The organism is Cyclobacterium sp. SOCE241 (assembly GCF_056867545.1).
Map to the genome: position 1 here is coordinate 1,416,411 of NZ_CP149779.1, position 25,541 is coordinate 1,441,951.

Sequence of the window (25,541 nt, forward strand, 5' to 3'; positions counted from 1 at the left end):
TTTTTCATAATTTGACATTTGATTTTTCTATGTGATCTAATATTTGATGCAGCCTTTCCTTGGCCTTGGTACCCATCGTGGTAAGCTTTTCATTTTTAGCCAATGAAAAAGTCACGGTTGGATCTGCCACTGACACCTCTATAATTCCTTCATTGTCCATTTCCTGCACAATAACATTGCACGGTAGCATTATTCCAGCCTTATTTTCGGTAGATAATGCTTCCAAGGCGAGTTCGGCATTGCAAGCACCCAATATTGTGTATCGATTTATTTCTTTTCCTAGATTTTCCTGAATATGATCATGAAGATTAAAGTGATTGACAACCTTAAGCTCCATCTGATTCAATGCATCTCTTACATTTTGCACGGCAACTTCAAAGGTTAGCGAGCCGTACCTTCTGCTTAAAGCGTAGGGCGTATGCATGCTTTCCTTATAATTTTCCTCAGCTATTTTATTTTTATCGCTCATGACAGGGGGTTATAGACTTTCAATGACTTACTTCAACCTGGCTTGAATTTCCTTGGCTATTTCAGAGAGACCCTCGTTTTCTACCGCCTGCATGGAGGCTACCGGGTCCACTGCCGCGACTTCAACGCCATTATTAACTTGCTGTACAATTACATTGCAGGGCAGCATCGCTCCAATTTTATCTTCAGCTAATAATGCTATATGAGCGAAAGGCGGATTGCATGCACCCAGAATCTTGTAAGGCCGAAAATCTTTATCCAGCTTTTTCTTCAGGGTTTCTTTTACATCGATCTCGGTAAGGATTCCGAACCCTTCTTCTTTCAGGGCGTCCGTTACTTTTTGGATCGCTTCCTCGAAGCTTGCGTCTTTCAATGTTTTTTCGTGATAGTATTTCATCTTTCAATTTTTTAGTTTTCTATCCAATGGGATTGTAGTGATTTAAATCGTAAAATGATGTAACAATTGTTACATAACTGTTTAGCTACTCCCTTAAAACGTTGTCTATCGCTTTGAGACGATCAATTGCTACCTTCCAACCTTTAGATCAGCTAGCTAGTCATTAATGTTTCGTGTTTCTTCATCTAACTTACCTTCAAACTCAGGTAAGGGTCTGTTTTTCTTTTCCTCTTCTGTCTCCACCACACCATTTTCTCTGATGTCGTTGATCAACCATTGCATTTCCATAATTTCCCTACGTTGGGCTTTAATAATTTCGTTAGCGAGTTTCCTTACCCGTACATCCTTTATTTGCGCGCGCTCACTTGTCAAAATTGCAATTGAATGATGTGGAATCATACCTTCCATATAGTCTACCCCAGTGACGGTGACCTGACTTCTTACCAATCCTATACCACCGACAATAAATACAATACCCAACCCGATTATTGCGATGTTTGCCCCTCGGTTTTGATACATATTCAACATATACAGGAGCATTATGATGATCATAGCTCCAGCCATTATCAGGGTCATAAAAAGCCTTGTTTCGCTAAACCAGAAATGATCAATAATTTGGTAAGAATGGGTGTACATTAAAAAGAACATCGCCAACATTGATGTGGCAATCATCGCAAAAAATTTAATATAATTGTTGCTGTGTTTTTGGTTATTTTCCATCTTTTTAAGTTTATATAGTTTAATTGGTTTAAAATTAAATAGATTGATCAAAATCTCATAGATAAGCCTCCACCAGCACCAAAGCGATTGTCATAACTACCCATAAGTGAGAAATTTCTGGATAGAAAATATTCCACGCCGGCAGACCATGTTGTTTCTCCTTTGTAGTCAATCGGCTCATTGGTACCTTCTTCCGTCAAAGTATTTACCCAGCCGAAATCGGCCTGATATTCATAATTACCAAAAATGGCTGTACGTGGAAAAATCATGATCTCCCGGCTTACTCGGATTTCAGGCCTTAATTTATTATCCATCCTTACATCCAGGTTGAACATATAAGGTGTAAAGAACCGAATACCCGCAATAGCGGTTGCTGAAATTTCATCCAGGCTATTCTTTGTTTCATTTTCCAGGTTCACCCCGGCAAATACCCGGAAGTAATCATATAAATATCGTTCATAGGTAAATTCAGCCTCCATGTTTTCATTGTAACCAACCTCGGCATTCAGGTTGAATTGGTTTCTTATATTGGAGGATACGAGGTTCAGCTCAGTCATGTGTGAAGCGACATCAGCCATCCCCCAGTTATAAAAGCGGTTGCCTTCTTTAAATAAGATTTTGGCCGGGTATTTTGCCAAACGTGGATCGCGCTCTGTATCGTAGCTCACTGCCCTGGCCATACCACCAATCATGTGATAAAGCACATGGCAGTGCAAAAACCAATCACTATCTTCAATAGCGTCAAATTCAATTACCGTTTTCTGCATGGGAGGCACATTTACAGTGTGTTTTAAGGGCGAGTATTCACCATGCTTGTTGATAACCCTAAAAAAATGACCATGAAAGTGCATAGGGTGATGCATCATCGTCAGGTTATTGAAAGTGATTCGCACTTTTTCCCCTTTTGAAATCTTGATCATGTCCGCCTCAGACAGAGGGACACCGTTCATGCTCCAAATGTACCGCCACATGTTACCTGTCAGGTTGAGCAATATGTCTCTTACGGGCTGATTGTCATCAATTACAGTGTTGGCAGGAGCTTTCAAATAATCATAATTGTATTCGGAGAACATATTCATACCAGCCATTTGGTCTTCCGATTTTGATACTTTCATTTCCATGTCTTGTTCATGGCCCATTTGTGAATGATCCATGTTTTGCTTAATGCCCTCCATTTGGGTTTCCTGCTGATTGTTCATGCCATGATTCATTTTGGAATGATCCATACCCTCCATTTTCATGTCACTATCCATCTGCATACCCCAGTTGTTCATCATCTCATCGGGTTCTTCATTACTGGGGTTGAATTTCATAGCGGGTGCTCCCATTCGCATATTCATTTTGGCCATTTGTTGCATCATCTTGATCTTATCCGGCCTTTCTACCACGGGAGCAGCTAAAATTTTTCCTTTGCCGAGATAAGCCTGGGAATGACCAGACCCATCCTGGGCCATTGCTCTAAATTCAATCTTACCCTCGTTCGGAATAGTGACGATAAAATCATATGTTTCAGCTATGCCAATAAAAGTCTTATTACGCCTCACTGGTACTACATTTAGTCCATCGGCAGCTACCAATAAGGGGGCTTCCCCACCAAAGGTCATCCAGAATTGCGAAGAGGCTGCTCCGTTGATAATGCGTAGACGCACCTTCTCTCCCGGCTCAAATTGTGGGTATTCCTGCACTTCCTCCCCGTTGTTAAGAAAGGCAGGGTAATAGATGTCGGCAATGTCAGCACTTTCCATCCTTTGTCTCCAGAAATTTAACTGTGCACCAAAGGCCCCACGGGCAATGACCTGATTGAGCGGAGTTGCCGTACCTTTCTTGATGTTATACCACTCGTTACCCCGCTTTAAATTGCGCAGCACATTTCTTGGTTTTTGATTAGTCCAGTCAGAAAGCACCATCACTAACTCCTTATCATATTCCAGAGTTTCCCCTTCTTTCGGGTCTATTATGATAGAACCATACACTCCACTTTGCTCTTGCAACATGGTATGGGAGTGGTACCAGTAAGTACCGGATTGTATCAGTGGGAACTCGTATTTTTGAGTTTGACCAGGTTCTATAGGCGGAGTAGTTAAATAGGGCACACCGTCATAAAAGTTGGGTAGTAGTAATCCATGCCAATGAACAGAGGTTTCCACATCCATCTCATTTTTTACATATATTACGGCATAATCACCTTCTTTAAACCGAATAGTGGGTCCTGGAATGCTGCCATTGACAGTCATTCCCATGGTTTCCTTTCCAGCCTTATTCACTAGCTCCTGTTTAATAGTCAGGTTATAAACTGAAGTATCTGATTGTGCTGTTACTGCTACCCCTAATAGTAAGAGTAAAATTGTTAAAGCAAGGCTGCGTTGTAATGGCATAAGTTAATTTTTAATTCTTTTAGTTATACAATAAGGTTTTCAGTAAATCAATAATCATTCCTTTATTCAATTTTAAGGATGTAAAACAATCAATCTATCCTTATATTGTTTATGATATTTTGATTAAAATGTATAAAATTTTAACTTTTTTTAAAAAAATTAGATTTTTGGCAAACCTTCCTGAGAATTAGAATCAGTTCCTCCTCTTTTTTATACGCACTAATGGAAAAACCAGTAACCTTTTTGAATTGGTTAGATAAATAATGAACGCTGCTGTACCCCAATTTTATGGCAATTTCGGAAACATTAAGCTGACCATATTCCAGAAACTCTTTTACTTTTTCAATGCGAATATGGATGTAATATTTCTCTAGGGTTTCTCCTGTTTCTTTAGAGAACACTTTGCTGAGGTAATTGTAATTCTTATCAATTCTTGATGAAATGTATGCTGATAATTTTATATTATTTTTAGGTTTTTTTGCACGAACTTCAGGTAATCCAATACTGCGATTTTGATCTGCTCTATTAAAATTGTCTTTTTGTCATAAATAAGTTCAAATCCGAACTTTTTTATTCTTAAATCGATTTCTTCCAGTGAGATGGTAGCCGATATTATCACTTCGGCACAACCCAACCTAACAGACTGTATATCAACACCACAAACCTTCAATTCATTTTCGACAACCAAAATGCAGCTTGGAGAAACCATATTTTTTATATGGAGCTTGGTTATCATATTATTTAAAATAAGACCGCATGTTTTTTCAGAAATGAAATAGTAAACCCCTTTATCCTGACCAGGCCTTAGTGTTATAAATGCATTTGCTTTATTTACTTTTTCACCCGAAAAAGGATCTGTAGCGTACCGAACATTATCGGAGTTCTCTTGGATTTTACTTATACACATTTGGCAGCAGCCATAGTAAGTTTTACCTTCTGCTTCAACAGGAATTTGTTCTACTCCCATAAAGGCATCATTCACCATGCAAACCAGTTCCCTAGGTATTTGCTCATTTTCATTCACACCCACCGGAATTTGATTAAACGCATTTGAAAATTGCCAGAAAAGGCCTCCCATGATTAAAAGGCCAAATCCAGAAAGTATTATTATTGATTGTCTGTCCATAATTGAAAAGATTTATGGTATCTGTGGGAATGCAATGACCATCATCTGATTGATGAAATAACTGCAACCTTTCCCACAGGGTTTGAGATTTAATTGATCGTTTCCTTCACACTTCCACATTTCAACATTTTGTCACCGAAATAAGGATTTTTGATCTCCTTCTCATTTGATAACCAAAAAGCACCGGTGTTTCCATTGGCCATCGGGCAATACTCCAGGTATATTTCACCCATTGAGAGTGTACTGGCTTTAACCAATGTTGTCATTTCATTACTTAACACGGCAAAGGCTTTTCGCTGCTCATCCAGGATAGAAGCTGAAGCTACCTTACCTGCTTCGGCCTGTGCAGATTTAGTATTCCCTAAGGAAGCCAAAGACTTTTGAAGCTTATCAGCAGCCCCTTTAGCTTCATCCGGATGAGATGCTACCAATGCTTCTTTGAGGTGAATATAATGGCCGTAAGCTTTGCTCATCGCTTCATCTTTGAACATTGGATCCATCTGTTGTCCACCGGATTGTTTACCATGCCCTGCATGATCGTGTTGTGCCAAGGCCCCGAAGGTTGCGAAAGCCAGAACCATCATTAGAACTGCCTTTTTTCTCATTACATTTTTCATATTATTAATTTTTAAAGGTTAAACATTTGTAGAATGGCTATCCCGACCACTATAAGAATGACGATTCCCCAGATGATCCGAAAACCCTAATTTTCTTTCCGTTTTGCAACATTCATTTGATTTTTTCGTCTGGTTTTGTTGATATGTATAGAACTAGTGGCGAGCAGTAGTTTCCAGAGTATGATTTTTAGGTTATTAGTCGTTTCCATCATTGTTGATCTGAGTCAAAAATTCTGTCAATTGCTTTTTTCTTGTTCATTCAGGTATGCCTCAGGGTGCATCCAAAGGTATTCCTTCAGAGGCATCTCTCCATCTCGTATTTGCGAAATCATAGAGCGGATCTTTTCTCTTTTCATCCGGTCAGAATACTCCTGAAAGGTGGAAAAGTTGAGCTCTTCCTTACCTTCATCTATGTGCTTTTGAAGGAACCAAGCCAAAGGACGAACCCTGCCATACCAAGGATAATCGGTATTCTTGCTATGACAGTCATAGCAAGAAGCCCTTATCATATTTCGGATGTCAACAGGAGCTCCTACTGACTGGCAAAAGTCCGTTTCTGGTAGTTCATCACTTTGATTTTTGGGCACGGGAATAAACTGCATTCCCACACCCACTATCAAAATGGCTATTAATACTTTTTTCAGCATGGTTTAAAGGTTGATGACCTCTTCTACCTTACCACACTTGAGCATCTTTGAGCCAAACAATGGATTTCTGATTTCTTCCGATGCGCTCAGCCACATTCCTCCTTTGTGGTCATTGTACATTGGGCAATATTGCTGGTAAAGCTTGCGATCGGTTCCGGTAAAGGCGATGAGATCTTTCATGTCTTTACCAAGTGCTTCTAAATGCTCTCGCTGGTGATCAATTTCGCTTTCAGCTATGTGCTCACCATGATTTTTTGCCACGTCTATGATCTCCTTGGCTTCTGCCGTTTGATCTTCTGCCACCTGGCTCATGTTCATTTCGCCCAAAGCATTGGCAAGTGTTTTACCTGCGGAAGCGGCTGTTTCCTGATCGTCATTGACCAGTGCGTCTTTGATGGAGAGGTAAGCCTCAATTACCGCGCTTACATCTGCGTTTTTGTCTGCCGAAGATGCTTCTTCCTCCATCGCTGTCTGTTCAGATTTTGCAGTGGTTGTTTGCTCGGCTTTTTCTTCTGATTTGTTGGATGATCCACAGCTTGCAAGAACTGCTGCGATACCAAGTGTTAAGATTACATTTTTCATAATAATTGATTTTTAAAGATTAAACATTTGAATGATGGCCACACCGATTACCAGGAGAATCACAATCCCCCAGATGATCCGAGAAAACCATATTTTTAATTTTGATGGGGGCTTTTCATCCTCCGTTTTACAACATTCTTTCATTTAATTGTTGATTTCACTTCACCACAAGTAAGCATGGCCTCTCCGAAATACGGATTGCGAATCTCCTCTTCGGTGCTTAGCCAGTTAGCTCCTTTATTATTATCCGCCATAGGACAAAACTGGACATATAGGGTTTGGTCCAATGGGTTGAAAGCTTTGGTCAAATCAATCATCCCTTCAGACACCTGTTGGAATGCTTTACGCACAGCCTCAATATCTTTCAAATGCTGTACGTGTTGCAAGGCATTTTTCAAATCACTGCTATGGTCCATCCACGCATTATGTGATGCTCCGGTAAAAATTGACATATTCACTGCATCCAGTTTTGCTTTCAACTCATTAGCCGCACTCTGAGCCTCAGCTAAATTATCAGCCACTAGTGCATCCTTGAAATTCAGGTATTCCTCATAAAGAGGCTTTAATGCATCTTTAGCTTTTTGGTTGATTGAAACAGATTTTACTTCCGCTTTTTTTCCAGGTGTGGAGGTTGAAGAAGAAGCCGACATCTCCATACCCCCATGATTATGGCCTGTCATGGCCGGGCCACCTTCAGGGTTCATCATGCTCGGTTTCCCTGCCAGTTGAGCCGCTGCGTCTATACTGAAGGTACCATTCACGGCTATTTCCTCACCTTCCTCCAGGCCACTCTCCACAATAAAGCTGTCACCTAAACCCGGCCCAAGCGTTACATCACGCATCATGAAACTTACTCCACTGCCGGAGGTATTTTTCACATAGACTACAGAGCGTTTACCCGTCCACATTACGGCTGTTTTCGGAACGATAACATTGTTGGACTTTTTCGGCAATGTAGCTTCTACCGTACCGGATGCAAACATTTCAGGTTTTAGCTGATTGTCTTTATTGGGTACTTCCACCCGGGCCTTGGCTACCCGGGTTTTTGGATTAATTACCGGATCTAAAAGCTTATCTTGCTTTCAAACGTTTGGCCCGGGAGTGATTGAACTGTAAACCGCACCTGGTCTCCCTTATTTATCCAGGGCATATCCGACTCATACACATCAAACAGCACCCATACGCGTGATAAATTTGCAATCTCATAAATAGGTTCCCCTCGCTTGATGTAGTCACCCACATTAACATTTTTGCTCAACACATAGCCTGAAATGTCTGCCGTAATTGGAAATTCATCGGAAGGGGTACCACTTTCTAATATTTTATCTATCTGACCGTCTGAAAGCTTCCAGTTTTTGAGTTTTGCCCGGGCTGATTTAAATAATTGTGGTTGTGTATCTTTGATTTTTTGCGCTTCAAACAATTCCTCCTGAGCAGTAACTAAATCAGGCGAATAGATATAGGCAATTACCTGTCCCCTGCGCACATATTCACCTGTGAAGTTAACATTCAGTCGTTCAATTCTACCTGGAATGTGACTGGATTGAGAGGAAACAAGCCGCTCATCTTCCTGTACCTTCCCGTTTAATCTAACTGTTTTCACTGGATCCATGGTACCCACAGTGGCAGTTCTAATATCAGCTAGTTGCATGGCGGTAGGCGACATACTTACTGCCATTGGGTCAAGTACTTCATCCTGATCATCCTCCAAAGGAATGAGGTCCATTCCACAAATAGGACAGTCTCCGGGTTCACTCTGACGGATCTGTGGGTGCATAGAGCAGGTCCATACGGTCTCTCCGGCTATTTCTGTCGTGTGCTGGTGCTCATCATCCATTTTACTCTCAGATGATGAACCACCAAAAATCAACCAACCCAGCAATAACCCTATTGCCAGTGTTGACAGTGCTATGATTATTATTTTTTTATTCGTATTCATCTTAATATGTTTTTGCAGTTAAGTAATTGAGTCTGGCCAGGGCAATTTGATACTGTGTTTCGGCCGTTGCCTTCATCTTTTCATATTTTAGTAACTGTTGCTGCATACGCAGCACTTCTTCAAACTCCTTTCCCGAATTGCCATATGCAGTAAAAAGCAGGTTAAGTGCTTGATTGGATTCCTGAATTTGCTGATCATACAGCTCAAGCAACTCTTGCTGTTGTTGAATTTCAAACCAAGACATTTCATAGTTTGACGTAAGGGTATTGGCAAAATCCTCTTTTTGGAGCGCAAAGCTTTCCTGCATGAGCTGTGCTTCTTTTACAGCCGCTTTATATTTGCTTCGGAAAATGGGAATGCTGACAGAAACCATCGGCATCAAGGCATTTTTACCATTGTCTTGGGGAGCTGCCATATCAGAAGCCAGATCTGTACGTTCTCCGACCATTACATAATCCAGCCCTACTCCAAACTTTGGAAGCCCTTGCTTATAGGCTACCTCCTCACTTGCCTCACTGGAGGCTATTTTTAAGTCCAATTCTTCCAACATAGGGTTGTTCGTAAGCAAAGAGTCCTTTCTAAAATTATCAGGCAAGGCTTGAGCAAAGAGAGAGTCCTCTACAATTACCAATGCGTCTTCCTCTCTGTTGAGCAGTTTATTAAACCGGGTCAGCAGAGGAACTTCCTTATCGTTCAGAATGGAAAGGTTGGTTTTGGCATCTTTCAACATAATATCAACACGCAAGAAGTCAACCATAGTACCCGCTCCATTTTCAAACTTCTTATTGGTAATGGTTTTATAAGACTCCAGTATTTCAATATTCTCCCGCTCAATCTCTTTCCATTGATTGAGCTCATAAAGCGGATAGTATGCTGCTGCGACCTGATAATACAAGCGGTTCCTGGCATCCAGAAAAGACTGGTATTTAGCTTCAGCCATCAAAGCCGCAGCATCACCCTGTGCTTTCAAGGTACCAAACCAGGGAAACATCTGTGTTAAAGAAAACCTGGCCCGTTGCGGTCCCACCCTCGTTTCTACCGGTGAAATGAAATAGCCAAAAGAGAAATTAGGATCCGGCAAAGTATTTACCTGTTCCACTTTCTGAATAGCCGCTTCAAATTCCCGGTATTTCGCTTGTAGACCGGGATTGTTTTCTGCTGCTATTTTTAAATAGTCATCCAGGGTCTGCGCTTCACTCACGCTGGTTCCGAAAAAAACAAGTATTATGATATTTACAATGATCTTCATGATTGTATCTTATTAAGTTTTCTTTCCTCTCTCATACAGTATAAAACCGGCACTATAAAGTAGGTGACCGCAGCGAAGAACATACCTCCAAATGCGGGAATAGCCATCGGGATCATGATGTCCGCACCACGTCCTGTTGAGGTTAGTATAGGAAGCAAAGCAATGATGGTTGTGGCAGACGTCATCACAGCTGGTTTTATTCTTCGTTGACCAGCTTCCACTGTTGCCGCTCTTATTCCTTTCAGATTATCTGTTTTATTTCTATCAAAACTTTGATCTAAATAAGTTGCCATTAACACACCATCATCTGTAGCAATGCCAAACAAGGCAATAAAGCCTACCCAAACAGCCACGCTCAAATTGATAGTGTGTATCTGGAACAGGTCACGGAAATTGGTGCCGAATATGGAGAAGTCCGCAAACCAGGTCTGGCCATACAGCCATAACATGATAAAGCCCCCGCTAAATGCCATGGCAATACCAGTAAATACCATCAATGAAGTGGCTACAGATTTGAATTGGAAGTAGAGAATAAGGAACACAATACCTAGAACGAGCGGTACTATAATAGTCAGCCTTTTCTCTGCCCGCACCTGATTTTCATAGCTCCCAGAGAACTTATAGCTGATCCCGGCAGGAACAATTAATTCCCCTGAATCTATCTTGGCCTGGATAGCCGCTTGCGCGTCATTGACTACCCCAACTTCAGAGTATCCATCCCTTTTATCAAACAGTACATAGCCTACCAAAAAGGTTTCCTCACTTTTGATCGCCTGTGGCCCCCTCACATACTCAAAGTCCACTACCTGGCTGATCGGTATTTGTGCTCCTGTAGGTGTAGGCAGCAGGATTTTACCTAATGACTCAGGGTCGTCCCTGAGTTCACGGGGGTAGCGTACCCTCACTGGAAAACGCTCGCGTCCTTCCACGGTAGAAGTAATCTTCATTCCTCCGATAGCAGTTTCAATGGTTTGCTGTACATCTTCCACATTCAATCCATAGCGAGATATTTCATCACGGTTAATATTCAAATGAAGGTAGGGTTTACCTACAATCCGGTCGGCAAATACGGCCTCTGCTTTTACCGAAGGAACATTCTTAAGTACTTCTTCCAGTTGTAGCCCGAAATCTTCAATGGTTTTCAGGTCAGGGCCGTACACTTTGATTCCCATTGGGGCTCTCATACCTGTTTGAAGCATGACCAGTCGGGTTTCAATAGGCTGCAGCTTAGGTGCTGAAGTTACTCCCGGTATTTTGGTGACCTTCACGATTTCATTCCAGATATCATCCGGGGACTTTATCTGTGGCCGCCAGTTGCGGAAATAATTCCCGTTATCATCAGGTATGAGTTCCTCCAAGATAACCCCTCGGTTAATGGCTTCCTCATTAGAAAGACTATCACCGCTGTTTAGTATGAAGCGATCTTCCTTATCAACTTTAAACCTTACCCGATGCCCTTTTTCACTGAGCATGTACTCCGGTTTATAGTTGATAATATTTTCATACATGGAAATGGGTGCCGGATCCAAAGCAGATTCTACACGTCCAAGTTTTCCCACCGTGAGATCTACCTCGGGAATATTAGTCAGTAACATATCAAGTTGTCCAACCACTTTGCGGTTATACTCAATGCCGGAATGAGGCATGGAAGTAGGCATAAGTAGGAAACTTCCTTCGTCCAAAGAAGGCATAAATTCTTTGCCCACACCCGGGAAGGTATGGGTCAGGCCAGACCAGACTGTAGTAGTCTGAAGATCCCAGCCGAGCTTATCAAACGCTTTAGGTATAAACCCAAAAACAGTATTAAAACCCAACCAGACATTAGCGCCAAGCAAAATCAAGAAAGTAGGTATTAATAGAAACTTAACTTTATTATCCAGGCACCATTTTAATATAGATTTATAATAATACTCTAAAAGCGTAAACGACCCCAGGATAAATCCTACCAACAAGGTCACAAATATAAAGTTGAGTAATAGAGACTTTGAGGCTCCTAGTGGTAGCCAATATTTGGCTAAAAGCCATGTTGCACCAATGAGTACAATGATCAGCTCGGCATAATTGTAGAGAAATAATACAGGTTTAGAAAAGTTTGCTTTTTAGTGTCAAAAATATTCTTTAAAATTCCGATTGTACCAAATAGTACCAGCAATACGCCACCCCATATCTGACCGATAACAAGTCCTATAATTCCCAGTACTACTAAAGCGTAGCCGCCATATTTCTTTACAAATTTATTATTGATTTTGAACCCAAAGAACCAATGTGCCAAAGTAGGCATGATCAATGAACTCACCAACAGGGCAGCTATCAAGGCAAAGGTTTTAGTGAATGCCAAAGGCCCAAAGAGCTTTCCTTCGGCAGCTTGCATGGTAAAGACCGGAATGAAGCTGACAATGGTGGTAGAAACAGCAGTGAGAATAGCAGTACCCACTTCTGAAGCTCCATTGTAAATGGTTTCTATCAGTCTTTGACCGGGAGGAGCTTCATCTATATGCTTGATAATATTTTCGGAAAGTATAACGCCCAAGTCCACCATTGTACCAATTGCAATGGCAATTCCTGACAAGGCCACTATATTGGCATCCACGCCAAAGTAGCGCATTGCTATAAACACCATCAAGACCGCGATAGGCAAGATACTTGAAATGAGAAATGAAGCCCTAAGATTATACACCATCACGATCACTACCAAAATGGTAATGAGCACTTGAAGCGAAATAGCTTCTTCCAGGGTTCCCAATGTTTCATAAATGAGTTCGGAGCGGTCATAAAATGGAACGATAGTCAACTGGCTTTCCCTTCCATTTTCCAACGTTTTTTTAGGCAGGCCTGGGGCAATTTCTTTAATCTTATCCTTGACGTTGTTAATGACCTGTAAGGGGTTAGCACCATAGCGGGCCACCACTACTCCACCTACCACTTCAGCACCATCTTTATCCAGCAGTCCTCTTCGGGTGGATGGGCCCAGGGTAACTACACCAATGTCTTTAATACGGACGGGAACATTTTCCTGAACAGCAACTACGGCCTTTTCAATGTCTTCCACTTTTTTGATGTAACCCAAACCACGCACCAGGTATTCTGCCTGGTTGATCTCAATGGTTTTAGCCCCTACGTCTTTATTTGATTTCTGTACTGCCTGCATTACTTTATGCAAGGGGATATCATAAGCTTTTAGGGCATCGGGATTAACATCAATCTGATATTCCTGTACAAAGCCTCCTATGGAAGCTACTTCCGAAACGCCTTCCGTTGCATTTAGTCCATATTTGACGTAGAAGTCCTGTACGGTACGGATTTCGTGCAAATCCCAACCCCCAGTAGGGTTTCCATCTTTATCTCTGCCCTCAATGGTATACCAATACACCTGGCCCAGGGCAGTGGCATCAGGCCCGAGTGCCGGCTGTACCCCTTCCGGCAATAAGCCTGAAGGCAAGGAACTGAGTTTCTCAAGGATACGGGAGCGAGACCAGTAAAACTCTACATCTTCACTGAAAATGATGAAGATACTGGAGAAGCCAAATATGGAAGAACTCCTTATAGATTTTACGCCCGGTATACCCAATAGATATGTAGTCAATGGATAAGAAATCTGATCCTCAATATCCTGTGGAGACCGGCCTTGCCATTGGGTAAATACAATTTGCTGATTCTCCCCAATATCTGGTATGGCATCCACGGGGACGGGGTCGGAAGGCAATGCCCCTATTTGCCAGCCGAAAGGGGCGGTAACAATGCCCCAGGCAATAAAGCCAATTAATATGAGAACGGTAACCAACTTGTTCTCAAGAAAATATCTTATAATTTTATTAAGCATATTATTTACATTCAATTTTTAAATTGATTTAAAAGGCATAGAAATAATGCCTCCAGGCCTTAGCGAGCTATGCCCTTGATCACGATTAATTGAATGAAATGCTTAAATAAGGAAGGACTGAACGAGTATAGGTATATCGCGTTCAATCAAAGGAGGGAATAGTTTTTATATTCTGTTTTGTCTGCTTCAGAAGAATATGTTATGCCGATAAAGGTTGCAAAAAATGCGGCTACAAATTCTAAGCTTAACGAACTACCAATAACCTGAGCTTGAAATTCATCTTCTACCTCAAGAGATTGATACTCATTTTCACAGCAGGGTTTTTTCTTGAATTGATTTTCTTTTGACGTTTCGGTTTCACAACCGCTTTCCATATTGGACATACCACAATGTAATTCTGTATGGCCAACTACTATTTGCGTTTCCATTGCCATTCCTCCACAATAGTGTGTTACCATTGCAAAGCCGGAATTGCCAACCAGAAAAATTAAAAGTAGCGATATGGAAATTATTCTTTTCAATAAATTATCTTCCTCAGTAATTTTGATATACGCAAAGTAAACCAAAATGATTCCTGTTCCTGTTCAATATCTTGTTTTAAATGTATGAAATTTCTCTTCCTTTCAGGTAGCAAAGGTAAATTCCCCTTGTTTTAAGCATTTTAAGCAATTAATCAAGTATTACATTTTTTCAATTTCAAGTGAAAATCCACAGATACTTCATCTCTCACTTTTATCGTTCCAAATAGCTTTTGAGGAGGTTGCAGACCAAAATCTGAAAAAGAAAAGTCCGGCTGCCCTCCAAATGCTTATGATTCTCACCTTCTTCTTTTACTATGCATGAAACTGTGTAGACATTAGACTTTCCTGCCAGGGTGATTTCTACTTTGCCGAATAGTCCGTTTTCGTGGGAGGAACTCTCCTTCAACTCAATAAACCTAATACTTATCTCCGGAAACTCATTAGCCCTGAGGGTCTTGGCAAAGTCCCGGGTCATCATAGAGTTATGGCAATCAAAGCCAGCTGCCTTCATAAAAATCTCACCATTAAATGAAGGGTTTTCAGCACCTTGAGGATAGTTTTCCATCATGGTATCCTCTCCTTCATAATTCACTGAAAGGCAGTGAAACTGATTGATATTAGTTGTTCCTGATATCTCCACCCGACTTTTACCTGTAACCCGCCATTGTGTTTCTTTGCATGTCTCGGCACTACAGGAAAGAATTGGGTTGAAATTTATGACTACCATGAGTAAGCAAAACGCCATTGTTTATTACTTTTTCTTGCTGTTGTCTGATTGCTGACCGTTATTATTCCTAAACTTTTCGTTGTACCAAAGGTCCAGTGCATCGGCTTCCTCACCTGACAGCAATTTCAATGCTTTTTCATATTCCTTCCTTAAAAGCTCTTTATCAAAGCTTACTTTTTCAAGAATTTTTTTGCAATACTGCAGTTTGTCCATTTTTACTTTAATACTCAGAAAAGTGCCGGATAAATGTTCCGGCACAAAAATACTTTTGTTTAAAAACTTATTACTGCTTCTATGTTTATGCCATCAAATTCACCTCCATTGTATTTGGTGCCTGTCCAGCCTTCGCCTTCATACTTTTGAGATACATATTCCAGCTTGGCCATTACATTTTTAGTCATGTACCAACCACCACCAATATTCACCCGATTAATTTCTTGTGTTAAAGCATTTTCAAGCATCTCTCCTGAAACAGTGTTATACCTTCCACCTAGATAAAATTGTTCAGTATTGCCAAAACGATAGAGAAGTTCCCCTGCTAACTGTGTAAAAGCCCCTCCACCTTGATCGTCACTGCTTGAGGCTACTTCGTAAATCCCGAAAAACTCCAGTCCTTTATATTTTATGAATGGGTTGATTTGAATGGCTGTTAGTTCTCTGAATCTTGGGTTGAACCGTCCTTCAAAGGGGCCTCCATCACCGTCCAGCGTTTGCATGACATTGTAATACCGCGATCCTGCCCGATCTCCACCGTAAATCCAGGAGCCTGTCGTAGTACCTTTATTGATATACCAGGAACCTGTTAAACGTAATCTGAAGTCATCACTTAGTTGATTGTCATAACCGAGTTTTCCATAGAAAGATGCCTTGTTGTCAGAATTATCGTTGACCACTACGCTCTGATTAAGTTTCCCATTCGTAATTCCAATTACTCCTAAAAACCATTTTTCATTATAGTAAGCTCACCGAAAGCCTCCGTTGAAAAAGCATCCATAATATAATTGCCCACAAATGGGTTAAAAATAGCCCTTGCATTATCGCTTCTTCTGAAGTGGGCATCTCCATAATTAAACTCATCTAAGCCAATAGTTATACGGGCTACATCCATAAAGCCCTGCATAAAACCCGGTTTTATAAAGTCCAATTTGTCAATTTGAAGATAACCACCTTTCACCCATGCTTCCCTGTGATTTTGGGATGAAAGATAAGTCCTCAGGTGCATTCTCAACCCATCATACAGCTGAACATCAATGTTGAGGTTAGCTGTGGGAAGATTGAAGTTTGTTCCTAATTCTACCAAACTGTCTAGCGAATTGGTTTGATTGATACTTTGAAATTGCATAGCAAAATCACCTCCTATACGTACTTTCACTCCATCAAACTCCACGGTGTCTTGCTTGGATGGTTCAAATACGTTAAGACCGGCTTTGTCATTAGGCCGAAAATACTGCAGGGCAGGTTGCTGTGCATACACTATACTTGATGTCAGAAGTATTAGTGATAGTATGGTAATTCTATACCCATTGTTTCTTGTTTTCATATTTATAAGCGTTTTAGTTTATTAACTTAAAAGTTGTTTCAAAAGAAATTTGTAGTTTGTCCCCCGTTTTAATTGTGCCTAATAAGGCTTTGGGAGGCTCTATATTAAATTGTGTAAAGGTGATAGGGAATGATCCGGAAAACTGTACAGTATTCCCGGTAATTACATAATCCACTTGAAGGGAAACCAAACTTTTAGTACCGACAATAATCAGATTACCCTTTGCCCGTAACGACTGATCGGTAATCGTCTCAATTTCTATCAGCTCAAATTGTATTTCGGGGTATTTTTTTGCAACAAGTGCTTCATAGGCATTGTCATCCATGCTGCCTTTTCCACTCTTTAATGATTTAGTAGGCAAGGTGACTACAAGTGAATTGATGCGAGTGATTTTTTGGTTTTCAATGGTTATTTGCCCCTCTCCAGTGGCATCATCCGATACCATATCCCAATCGTGAAGAGTAGAGGTGCCTGATACTTTAAATTCTTGATTAATGATGAGTGTATAGGCATTTTGGGCAACTGTTTCTCCACCAACTATTAATAATATGGCCAATAACAACGCCCACTTTAGTTAACTTTTTGGTTTTACCTGACTCTGTATATACATATATCCTCTCTTTTTGAAATATTGAATCCAAAAGTATTGAGAGAGGCTGGGGTGATCTGTACAGTATTATGGCTTTTATGTATGAATTCTTGTTTTGAGAGCACTTTGTTGAATGAAATGTCTATTGAAGCTATTTCGGACGAATTAGCCAAATAAAAAACGGTAGGCGTGAAAGAGGACGAGCAGGTACAATAACTTTACATACTGACTGATTATATCTAAGGAATTTTATTCCGAAACTACTATTTTGGAAAAAAATTGGGTGTGTTTTCATCAGAATAGATTGGAACTATAGTTCAACACAAACATGGAAAATACAACCAAAGCAGTAATCCACAAAAACACCTGACTCGCCATACTTTTATTTTTTGCCTTTTTACAATTCTCACACCTTTGATTGTTCTTTTTATTACCATACGCCTGGTAAAATGAAAAACCTAATGATAAAAAGGCCAGTGTGTATAAATAGGGCCGCATCGGGTGTAGCCACGAAAACCACGTAACCGTGCCCGAAAAACCGGCAATACCAACAACAATAGCCGGCCCCCAGCAACAAAAGAAGGGGGCTACCGCAGAAGTCAGACTTAGACCTAATAAAACACTTTTCTTCATAAATATTTTAAAATTATTAGATTTCGGTTATCCTAATATTCCATTTACTATTTAACTCATCATCCTCTTTATCTTCTACCCATCCTTTCAGCTTAATCCTTCCGGACTTAAGTTTTGCAAGTATGTCATCAGGAGTATCTGAGCTGATTTTGAATGTCTCTCCGTTTACGCTTATACTCCACTCATTATCCTTCTTCACCAATTCACCATTTAACGTTACTACTGCATTTCTGGCTGAAAATCCGTTATTCTTAACTTCTTTCTGAATTTTTTGTAAGGTCAAATCATTGTCAGCAGCTAGCTCAAGATATGCTTTACCATCGTTAAGACTTACTTTAACACTTTGAAGCCCATCCATTTTCTTGAGCCCGCGTTCCAGGCCATATGCACAGGGCGCACAATCCATTCCAAATACTTCCTGATCTACTTGGATCAATTGAGCCATTGCACTGCTCAGGCTAATAATTGTCAACAATGCTATTATTCCTAACTTTTCCATTTTCTTCTGTTTTAATATTTATAACCAATAACTTATATTCATTGAGAGTCTGTATCGCTCTTGAGGGCCTTGCACTACATTCTGATAGACCGGAAATAATGCCCCAAAAGATATTCCCCAGGCTCCATAGAGACCGAGAAATGACGGCCCGAGCATAACTTTTTTCCTCTTTGATCCATTGGAGACAGTTGGCCTTCAAAAGTGTTGCTTCCAGGAAACTCCGCCAGCGACTCAACAAATATTCTCCAGTCTGGCTTTGGATAGTCTCCCATGAAGATGTTGGGCTGATAGCCAACTACCAAGCTGGCATATGGAAGGTCACCTAATTGATCATTACCCTTCTCAAAATAATACTGATAGCCGCCACCTACCCAGGCGTACCAGGTTCGGGAAGCATACCCGGTAGAGATCGCTCCATGAATGGAGTTGCTTAAGTTGATGCCTCCTCTTGTTTCTTCGGTAGGCGTTGAAACACTTAATATTGCAGTAGATTCAAATCTTTTCCCCACGCCAAATGCATTGGAAAAGAAACGATACCAGACCGAAGCTTCAATATCGCCATTAGCGGGCATATTGCTGTTTCCTCTCGTCCTTGGAGGATCTGAAAGCCGGTTGATCATTGTAGGTGTAGTGATGTTTAACTGTAGGTCTTCCGTAACACCATAAGACCAGATATATCGCAGCATAAAAGACTGATCATCTTCTGTAGCCAGGCTCATGGCAACCGCATTAAAATCAACTCCTCCCTTGGCTAAAGTAGGGGTTTGTAGTCCGAAGAGCGGGCCGTGTCCCTGAGCGTAGGTTTTTGAAAGTGCCATCATGGCAACTATTACAATTAATACTGTTTGTTTCATCTTTACTTTTTAAATCCCTAAAAATTGTTGAAGCGGAAGCAGCAAATAAGCAGAGAATAAGCCAACCACGTAAAGCCCAAAAGATATCCAAAGGATAATCTTACTCCACCGAGCGGCTGTATCACAGGCCGTTTCATTTCCATATTCGTCTATTTCACATGCCTGATTACTCTTGCGACCGTAAAACAGCCAGAAGTTGAACCCGATCAAAATACTGGCTACCAGAAATGTCCACTCCTTATACTTGCTCAACCATATCAGTGCAGGGAAGTCCGAAACTAATCCAGCCACTACCGCTCCCATCCCAACAGCTACGAGCAATGAGGGCAGTGCACAGCAGAGCAGCGTTGAGACAGAAGTAAACAGGGACGCTATGCTGACGAAATCCTGCTTCAGAGATTTTAAGACTCTCATTTTATGCCGCCATTTTAGCACAACTTTCCGCACAAGCTTCACACTTTTCTGCACACTGCTTGCACACTTCACTGTCAAATTTGCCGCACTCTTCTGCACAAGCTTTACACAGATCAGCACAAATGGCGCATACTCTGTCGGCATAATCGGACTGAGATGCCAGCATTTGGACACAGGCGGTACAAAGGGCAAGGCAATCCAGACAAAGCTGATGGCATTTTTTCATATCGGGTTCACCCATATGCTGGTCCAGACAGATTCGCGTAGCGGTTATGCATTCGTTACAATTGTCAATACATTGTTGAATTTCGTTGTTCAATGGTTTCATAACTGTGTTGGTTTAAGTGAATTCCCTCGCCAGCACGGCAGCATGGGGGAAATATATTTTGTAAGCCGTACCTTACTTCTTTTTTTATCCTTGTCCTATCCCTGCTTTGATCAGTTCTTCTTTGGTGACTCCCTGGCTTTTACAGCAGGATAAAAGCGATCCGTTTACTGCTATGGCCGGCACTTTTTTAATCTGGTATTCTTTCAGTTTGCTCAGACAAGTTTTGTCTTCACATTGCTTAACCAGATCATAGACTGTTATTTCACATTGATCACAGGCTAAGTCTTTTACCATGCTGACTACCGGATCACAAACCGGGCAATTAGCCGTAAATATTTCTACTTGACGTTTCATATTTTCCTCCTTTTGAATTGTTCTGTAAAATGATTTTGAGATTCTTTCCGGATAAGAACAATTCAAAGGTAAGCTTAGGGAGGGGTGGTCGCCAAGAGGCGATGACTACAAAATTTGATTTATTTTTCTTGATATAAGAAAAGTGATGATGAAAAACGGAGATTTTACCGGATCATACTGAGCGGAAATCCGACACTTGCAATACAGAGCAACGGTTTATGAACCGCTTTTTTCATTTACATTGCCTATTCGTTCCTTTAGCTCTGCTATTTCCTTCATTTTTTGAGTAAGGCTATCCAACTCCAGGTGGGGAAACTGCTGGCGGATAAATTCTATACGATCTTCATTACCGCAATTTCCTGGGCAGGCTTCAACGGTTTCTGAAATCTTAATGGCAAGAGCTTTCCGGTAAGCTTCATCCAATAATAAATAATGGGCTTTGTCCAACCCTTTTTGTGCTGCTTTGAACTGTAGTAAAATTTTTTCCGGATCTTTTCCTTCATCCAGCATTTTTATCAAGCCATCCACCTGGCCTTTGATGCTCTGCAAGCGTGTCTTTATATCTTTTGTTAGGTCCTTGGGTATCATAATCCTTCAGATTTTATTAAAGGTACGTTTCCGTCCGGGGTGGTGAACAAAAAGTGTGTATGTTTTTTAATTTCAATTAAACCATAGACCCGATATCCGACCCCATAGAGGGATAGGAATAGACCATGTTCCTTATATCGGCAACTTTTAGTTTAGCCCGAATAGCCATCGCAAAAAGGTTGATCATTTCTTCCGCATGAGGGCCGATGATATGAGCGCCTAAAATGTGGCCATCTTTATCCGAAATCACTTTGTAGGCATAAGTGGATTCATTAATCCGTTTGGCATTATACCCGTTGGAGGCAGAAGCACTTTTCACCTGATGTTCTTTCCCTGACCCTTTCGCTTGCTCTTCAGTCATACCCACAGCAGCCAGTGTAGGTAAGGTGAATACTGCACTTGGCATTTCGGAGTAATCTGGTTTTTGCTATTGCCCCGAATGATATTGGCCGCCACAGCATGACCTTCCATTACGGCTACAGGCGTGAGGTTTAGCCCATTGCTATCAGCTGCATCACCTGCTGCATAAACTGCAGGGTTACTCTCACTTTGCAGATATTCATTTACCTTGATTCCTTTTTTATTGGAAGCTATATTGGCTTTTTCCAGATTCATATCATCCAATTCTGGTACTCTTCCAGCAGCATTTACTACAAGATTGGTCTTATATGTCTCTGTGCTATTCGGAGATTTGGTGATGACTTTGAATTGATCGTCATCTTCTTTAATGCCTACTACTTCAGTTTCAAGATGCAATTCAATCTCCAATGCTCTGGTTGCATCAACGAGGTGCTTGACAATATCCTCATCAAAATTTTCCAAAGGACGTTTGCCCCGATGGAATATAGTGACCTTACTACCAGCCCTGGCTGCAATGTGGGCAAACTCCATCGCAATATAACCACCTCCAATAAAAGTGATATGTTCAGGTAACTTCTCCAGATTTAGAAAATCGGTACTATCTATGGGTAAATCACCTCCTGGAATGTCCAGGATTACCGGTCTTGCACCTGTGACAATCACGATTTTATCACCTTCCAGCAAATCGTTCCCAATGCGGACAGTGTTTTCAGACTCAAAGCTGGCTGCTCCATGGTACATCTTCACACCTGCGTTTTCATATCCTTTCTCAACGCCTTTGGGCATTTTGGAGACGAGTTCATTTTTGTAAGCCATTAAGTCTTGCCAATTGATGAAAATATCTCCTGAGATGCCTGTACCACTCATTTTATTGGCCCGGTCAATAATCTCCGCTGCTCCAACCAGAATTTTCTTAGGATCGCAACCACGAAGGGCACAAGTACCACCGTAAGGTCGTGAGTCAGTGATGGCTGTTTTTAATCCTTTCTTGGCGCATTTCTTGGCGATGGTCATTCCGGCCATACCGGATCCGATGACGATTACATCATATTTTTTCATACGCAGCAGCTATTTTTTCCACCTTCCTGAATCGGAGGACAGGCGACTGTCCCATAAGAGCAATACACACAGCAATCACCATCTTTGGGCTTGATCACTTCTTTGCAATTTTCACATTCGTAGAAGTACTGACATGCGTCCGTAGGCATGGTTTCTTCTTTCTGATGACTACAGTTTGGGCAGGTGATGGTGGATTGTAATACGATTTCTTTTTCCATGTTATTGATTGTTAGGCTTTTCTACTACTTTGTATCCGGTCTTATTGATCGTTTCTATGATTTTGTCTTTTTCTACTTTATCCGGATCATATTTGACAATGGCATTACCCTTCTCGTAGGATGTTTTTACCTCTTTCACTCCGGCAAGTTCACTGACTGCATGGGTCACGTGAGACTCACATCCCGAGCAGGTCATCCCTTTGACGGGTAATTCTATGGTTTGAAATTCTACTGTTTGGAAAATATCAGACTGTCCCCGCCAATCGCTTATTTTTGAATCTATCACAGTGTATCCTGTGCCATTGATCGCTTCCGTAATTTTGTCTAAACCGACTATTAACGCATCGTATTTTACCTGAGCGCTGGCGTCTTTATAGGAAACAGATACTTCTTGTACACCATTTAAAGAGGATACCGCATGCTTTACATGCTCCTCACAGCCTGTGCAGGTCATTCCTTTGATTTTGAAATCGGCTAACTTGATTTGCGTCTGATCATTGTCGGCAATAAGACCGGTACTATCATTTTTTGGATAGAATATATGCGAATAGGTAGGAAAAGCGAGCATTAGGGCCGCAAACACTGTAACTATTCCCAGGAACTTCTTTGATTGCCAGAATGAAGGTTCTTCGTCTGTTTCACAAGCACAGTCAATTTCTTCTTGTCCCGAAAGCATTCGGGATGGCTTGAGTTTCTGATACCAGGCGAAAGCTAATACACCAATTGTCAGCACAATTAAGTACGGCCTAAATGGCTCCATCCATGAAAAAGTAGCTGCGATACCACCAATTCCCGCCAACAGCGAAAATACCGGGGTGATACAACACAGCGAAGCTACTATAGCAGCCAGCAATCCGGCACCCACGCTTTTTGTTGACGTAGTAAACTGTTTAGAATGTTGGCTACTTGTACTCATGACACAGTAGATTTTTGTTCTGTAATTGCAAGGCTCTCTAAAATGGGATTGATAACTTTCAGGTTCTCTTTTTGAAGTGAATAGAATATGGTTTGTCCTACTTTTTCGCTCACTACAAGTCCTCCCTCACGCAGTTTTTTCAAATGCTGCGAAATGGCTGGTACGGTCATACCCAAAATGTCACTTAGGTCACAAGGGCACAGTTGGGATTCCTTACTAAGCAGATAAAGGATTTTGAGCCGGACTTCATTGCCTGACAGGCTCAAGGCCCTGGCGATGCTGCCAATGGTTGGCTCTACCCGGTCTATTTCGGTTTTGCATTGCTGGATTTGTGCTACATCAGCAAATACACGGATACATGATTTCGTCATACTTTAATTATTTAAGCAGTTAATTAAATAACGAGGGTAAGAAACAAAAGTTTAAGCAAATGCTTAAATTATATGTTTTAAAAATCTTCTTCATCACTTATTTGGTAAGCCAGCACATAAATAAAAATTGCTGTAAAAAGAAATTTAAAATTATTGATAATAAAGAAGTAGTAAAGTACGACATTTAGCTAGAGAAAAGAGGTATGTGAGAAATTTTTAGTTAAAAAAAATTACTGTCCTCGGACTAAACTACAAAGTTTAAAATAATGTCTTCCTTCTGAATTTAAGAGGGCTTAGTTTATGGTTTTTAAAAAGTGCCCTACCCTCAGAATTTCAAATCAGTTTGGATAATATTGAGCTTTTTGAAATATTTTATTAAAGTAAGCTTCGGAGTAAACCAAAAACTTTTCAAGACTAATATAAGAGCATAAATTTTTCGCTGCCGCCATCACCATTTGGGGAAAATCCTCTGCCTCCTTAATCCTCTTATGGAGGACTGTAAACAGCAGATTTAGTATTAAAACCACCCAAATCTGGATTTTGATCCCGTTCTCACTGTCCGACAAAAAATATTTAAGCTCAAAGTTTTGCTTAATCTACTTAATAAGTACTTCCAAGACCATCTTCTTATAAATTAGGGCTATGGTCAGGGCTTAAATATCAATAACAATAAATCCAAGTTCATCTGAGAAATTCTGGCATATCCAAAGCTTTCCTTCTTTGGCAAAATACTTTACACGTTCATTATTCAACTCACCAATTTCAATCTCAGAGATCAGATTAAACTCGGCATCAAAAATTGGCAAAAATACTAAGGTTTTCTTGATTTCTGGGACAAAATTATTATCAATATAAGTTTCCGTGAATATTTTTTAGAAGACAAACGCAAATAGCGCTTTTTCACACTATCCCACACTGGAAATTCAAACCGGACTTGCTCCAAAATACGCTGGTAATCCTTTCCTGCCTGATCCCTGAATTTTATCTAAGGGCCACTCGGGATTTTAGCCCGTTTAGGTGTCTTTTGTGGCTCGTATTGGACTACTTACACAAATTCTCCTTGGTTGTTAAAAAGAATTATTTCATTTGAAAACTCATGACTTATTCGAATATATTTCTTGTCCGAACTGAGGTTGACTTCGGGAGGTGCTATATTATCATCCCACCTGAATATAAAATCATGATAAGAGTTTTCAGGATCAATATCAAACCTATTAATTTTGTTATCACTAACAGAAAGAACATATAAAAACACATTACCATTTTTAAGGTCAAAATTTTCCCCGAACACCTTTAAATAATCGGTACCGGACAACACCTCTTTGTCTCTATAGAATTGCATCAATTCACTTCCATTGGAATCCCTAGCATCATCCCAATCTATCCTATAACAATCTGACCACTTTTATCGATTAATGAAGAGCGTATATTTGATTTGATGAAAAATAAGCTATCATTCACGGATTGAAGACTACGGATATAATCGCCAACGCCGTTTGGTCCTTCAGGCTCTAGTGGATAAGATTTGACTAAAATATGCCTATCGAGGTCTACTTCATCGATTGAAAGATCAAAATGATTTAAAAGGAAAAATGATTTTCTACTATCATCCAAGATAAATGTCTTAAAT

General features: G+C 40.7%; 27 protein-coding genes and 4 pseudogenes. All 31 read right to left on the minus strand.

Annotation, left to right across the window (positions count from 1 at the left end):
- Window positions 1-4 precede the first annotated feature (4 nt).
- Window positions 5-469 carry a DUF302 domain-containing protein gene (locus WG932_RS06925; protein ID WP_339674973.1) on the minus strand — a complete coding sequence of 155 codons (465 nt, stop codon included), beginning with the start codon at window positions 467-469 and terminating at the stop codon, window positions 5-7.
- Window positions 470-496: 27 nt separating this feature from the next.
- Window positions 497-865, minus strand: coding sequence for a DUF302 domain-containing protein (locus WG932_RS06930; RefSeq protein WP_014022560.1), 369 nt, complete (start codon window positions 863-865; stop codon window positions 497-499).
- A gap of 156 nt (window positions 866-1,021) precedes the next feature.
- Entirely contained in the window at window positions 1,022-1,585 is a 564-nt protein-coding gene (locus tag WG932_RS06935; protein WP_339674976.1) for a DUF305 domain-containing protein, read from the minus strand.
- A 47-nt stretch (window positions 1,586-1,632) separates the two neighbouring features.
- The gene (locus tag WG932_RS06940) at window positions 1,633-3,960 is read right to left on the minus strand and encodes a multicopper oxidase domain-containing protein (protein ID WP_483087444.1); all 2,328 of its coding nucleotides are present in this window, start codon (window positions 3,958-3,960) and stop codon (window positions 1,633-1,635) included.
- A 140-nt stretch (window positions 3,961-4,100) separates the two neighbouring features.
- Window positions 4,101-4,361 carry a helix-turn-helix domain-containing protein gene (locus tag WG932_RS06945; RefSeq protein WP_483087445.1) on the minus strand — a complete coding sequence of 87 codons (261 nt, stop codon included), beginning with the start codon at window positions 4,359-4,361 and terminating at the stop codon, window positions 4,101-4,103.
- A 56-nt stretch (window positions 4,362-4,417) separates the two neighbouring features.
- Window positions 4,418-5,086, minus strand: coding sequence for a hypothetical protein (locus WG932_RS06950; RefSeq protein ID WP_483087446.1), 669 nt, complete (start codon window positions 5,084-5,086; stop codon window positions 4,418-4,420).
- An 89-nt stretch (window positions 5,087-5,175) separates the two neighbouring features.
- Window positions 5,176-5,703, minus strand: coding sequence for a DUF3347 domain-containing protein (locus tag WG932_RS06955; RefSeq protein ID WP_483087447.1), 528 nt, complete (start codon window positions 5,701-5,703; stop codon window positions 5,176-5,178).
- A gap of 236 nt (window positions 5,704-5,939) precedes the next feature.
- Complete coding sequence (locus WG932_RS06960) at window positions 5,940-6,350, minus strand: heme-binding domain-containing protein (RefSeq protein WP_483087448.1); 411 nt, start codon at window positions 6,348-6,350, stop codon at window positions 5,940-5,942.
- A 3-nt stretch (window positions 6,351-6,353) separates the two neighbouring features.
- Window positions 6,354-6,932, minus strand: coding sequence for a DUF3347 domain-containing protein (locus tag WG932_RS06965; protein ID WP_483087449.1), 579 nt, complete (start codon window positions 6,930-6,932; stop codon window positions 6,354-6,356).
- 140 nt (window positions 6,933-7,072) lie between these two features.
- Window positions 7,073-8,871, minus strand: a pseudogene (locus tag WG932_RS06970) (efflux RND transporter periplasmic adaptor subunit).
- A gap of 1 nt (window position 8,872) precedes the next feature.
- Window positions 8,873-10,120: a TolC family protein gene (locus WG932_RS06975; RefSeq protein WP_014022567.1), complete on the minus strand. Its 1,248-nt coding sequence runs from the start codon at window positions 10,118-10,120 to the stop codon at window positions 8,873-8,875.
- Window positions 10,117-13,940, minus strand: a pseudogene (locus tag WG932_RS06980) (efflux RND transporter permease subunit). Before WG932_RS06980 ends, WG932_RS06975 begins: the two are co-directional and overlap by 4 nt.
- 102 nt (window positions 13,941-14,042) lie before the next feature.
- A pseudogene (locus WG932_RS06985) lies at window positions 14,043-14,461 on the minus strand (HYC_CC_PP family protein).
- 211 nt (window positions 14,462-14,672) lie between these two features.
- On the minus strand, window positions 14,673-15,206 hold the full coding sequence (locus WG932_RS06990) for a hypothetical protein (RefSeq protein WP_483087450.1): 534 nt from the start codon (window positions 15,204-15,206) through the stop codon (window positions 14,673-14,675).
- A gap of 6 nt (window positions 15,207-15,212) precedes the next feature.
- Window positions 15,213-15,446 carry a hypothetical protein gene (locus WG932_RS06995; RefSeq protein ID WP_483087451.1) on the minus strand — a complete coding sequence of 78 codons (234 nt, stop codon included), beginning with the start codon at window positions 15,444-15,446 and terminating at the stop codon, window positions 15,213-15,215.
- A gap of 14 nt (window positions 15,447-15,460) precedes the next feature.
- Window positions 15,461-16,728 (minus strand): annotated as a pseudogene (locus WG932_RS07000) (hypothetical protein).
- Between the two features lie 13 nt (window positions 16,729-16,741).
- The gene (locus tag WG932_RS07005; RefSeq protein WP_482893857.1) at window positions 16,742-17,284 is read right to left on the minus strand and encodes a YceI family protein; all 543 of its coding nucleotides are present in this window, start codon (window positions 17,282-17,284) and stop codon (window positions 16,742-16,744) included.
- Window positions 17,285-17,611: 327 nt separating this feature from the next.
- A complete protein-coding gene (locus WG932_RS07010; protein ID WP_482893856.1) occupies window positions 17,612-17,950 on the minus strand; it encodes a mercuric transporter MerT family protein in 339 nt (112 codons plus the stop codon).
- Between the two features lie 16 nt (window positions 17,951-17,966).
- Window positions 17,967-18,449, minus strand: a complete 483-nt coding sequence (locus WG932_RS07015) for a heavy-metal-associated domain-containing protein (protein ID WP_482893855.1) — start codon at window positions 18,447-18,449, stop codon at window positions 17,967-17,969.
- 74 nt (window positions 18,450-18,523) lie between these two features.
- On the minus strand, window positions 18,524-19,303 hold the full coding sequence (locus WG932_RS07020) for a hypothetical protein (protein WP_483087452.1): 780 nt from the start codon (window positions 19,301-19,303) through the stop codon (window positions 18,524-18,526).
- 9 nt (window positions 19,304-19,312) lie between these two features.
- Window positions 19,313-19,624 carry a hypothetical protein gene (locus WG932_RS07025; RefSeq protein ID WP_482893853.1) on the minus strand — a complete coding sequence of 104 codons (312 nt, stop codon included), beginning with the start codon at window positions 19,622-19,624 and terminating at the stop codon, window positions 19,313-19,315.
- A 94-nt stretch (window positions 19,625-19,718) separates the two neighbouring features.
- Window positions 19,719-20,045, minus strand: a complete 327-nt coding sequence (locus WG932_RS07030; RefSeq protein ID WP_482893852.1) for a four-helix bundle copper-binding protein — start codon at window positions 20,043-20,045, stop codon at window positions 19,719-19,721.
- Between the two features lie 84 nt (window positions 20,046-20,129).
- A complete protein-coding gene (locus tag WG932_RS07035; protein ID WP_482893851.1) occupies window positions 20,130-20,399 on the minus strand; it encodes a thioredoxin family protein in 270 nt (89 codons plus the stop codon).
- Window positions 20,400-20,615: 216 nt separating this feature from the next.
- On the minus strand, window positions 20,616-20,987 hold the full coding sequence (locus WG932_RS07040) for a metal-sensitive transcriptional regulator (protein WP_482893850.1): 372 nt from the start codon (window positions 20,985-20,987) through the stop codon (window positions 20,616-20,618).
- A 76-nt stretch (window positions 20,988-21,063) separates the two neighbouring features.
- On the minus strand, window positions 21,064-21,393 hold the full coding sequence (locus WG932_RS07045; RefSeq protein ID WP_483087453.1) for a hypothetical protein: 330 nt from the start codon (window positions 21,391-21,393) through the stop codon (window positions 21,064-21,066).
- The gene (locus WG932_RS07050; RefSeq protein ID WP_483087454.1) at window positions 21,345-22,406 is read right to left on the minus strand and encodes a dihydrolipoyl dehydrogenase family protein; all 1,062 of its coding nucleotides are present in this window, start codon (window positions 22,404-22,406) and stop codon (window positions 21,345-21,347) included. The genes WG932_RS07045 and WG932_RS07050 overlap by 49 nt, the downstream gene beginning before the upstream one ends.
- Window positions 22,403-22,624, minus strand: a complete 222-nt coding sequence (locus tag WG932_RS07055) for a GDCCVxC domain-containing (seleno)protein (protein ID WP_482893848.1) — start codon at window positions 22,622-22,624, stop codon at window positions 22,403-22,405. The genes WG932_RS07050 and WG932_RS07055 overlap by 4 nt, the downstream gene beginning before the upstream one ends.
- A gap of 1 nt (window position 22,625) precedes the next feature.
- Window positions 22,626-23,540, minus strand: a complete 915-nt coding sequence (gene merTP / locus WG932_RS07060) for a mercuric transport protein MerTP (protein WP_482893847.1) — start codon at window positions 23,538-23,540, stop codon at window positions 22,626-22,628.
- Entirely contained in the window at window positions 23,537-23,911 is a 375-nt protein-coding gene (locus WG932_RS07065) for an ArsR/SmtB family transcription factor (RefSeq protein ID WP_482893846.1), read from the minus strand. Before WG932_RS07065 ends, merTP begins: the two co-directional genes overlap by 4 nt.
- A gap of 1,045 nt (window positions 23,912-24,956) precedes the next feature.
- Window positions 24,957-25,256 carry a hypothetical protein gene (locus tag WG932_RS07070; RefSeq protein ID WP_483087455.1) on the minus strand — a complete coding sequence of 100 codons (300 nt, stop codon included), beginning with the start codon at window positions 25,254-25,256 and terminating at the stop codon, window positions 24,957-24,959.
- A gap of 35 nt (window positions 25,257-25,291) precedes the next feature.
- Entirely contained in the window at window positions 25,292-25,525 is a 234-nt protein-coding gene (locus tag WG932_RS07075) for a DUF4221 family protein (protein ID WP_482893843.1), read from the minus strand.
- Window positions 25,526-25,541 lie beyond the last annotated feature (16 nt).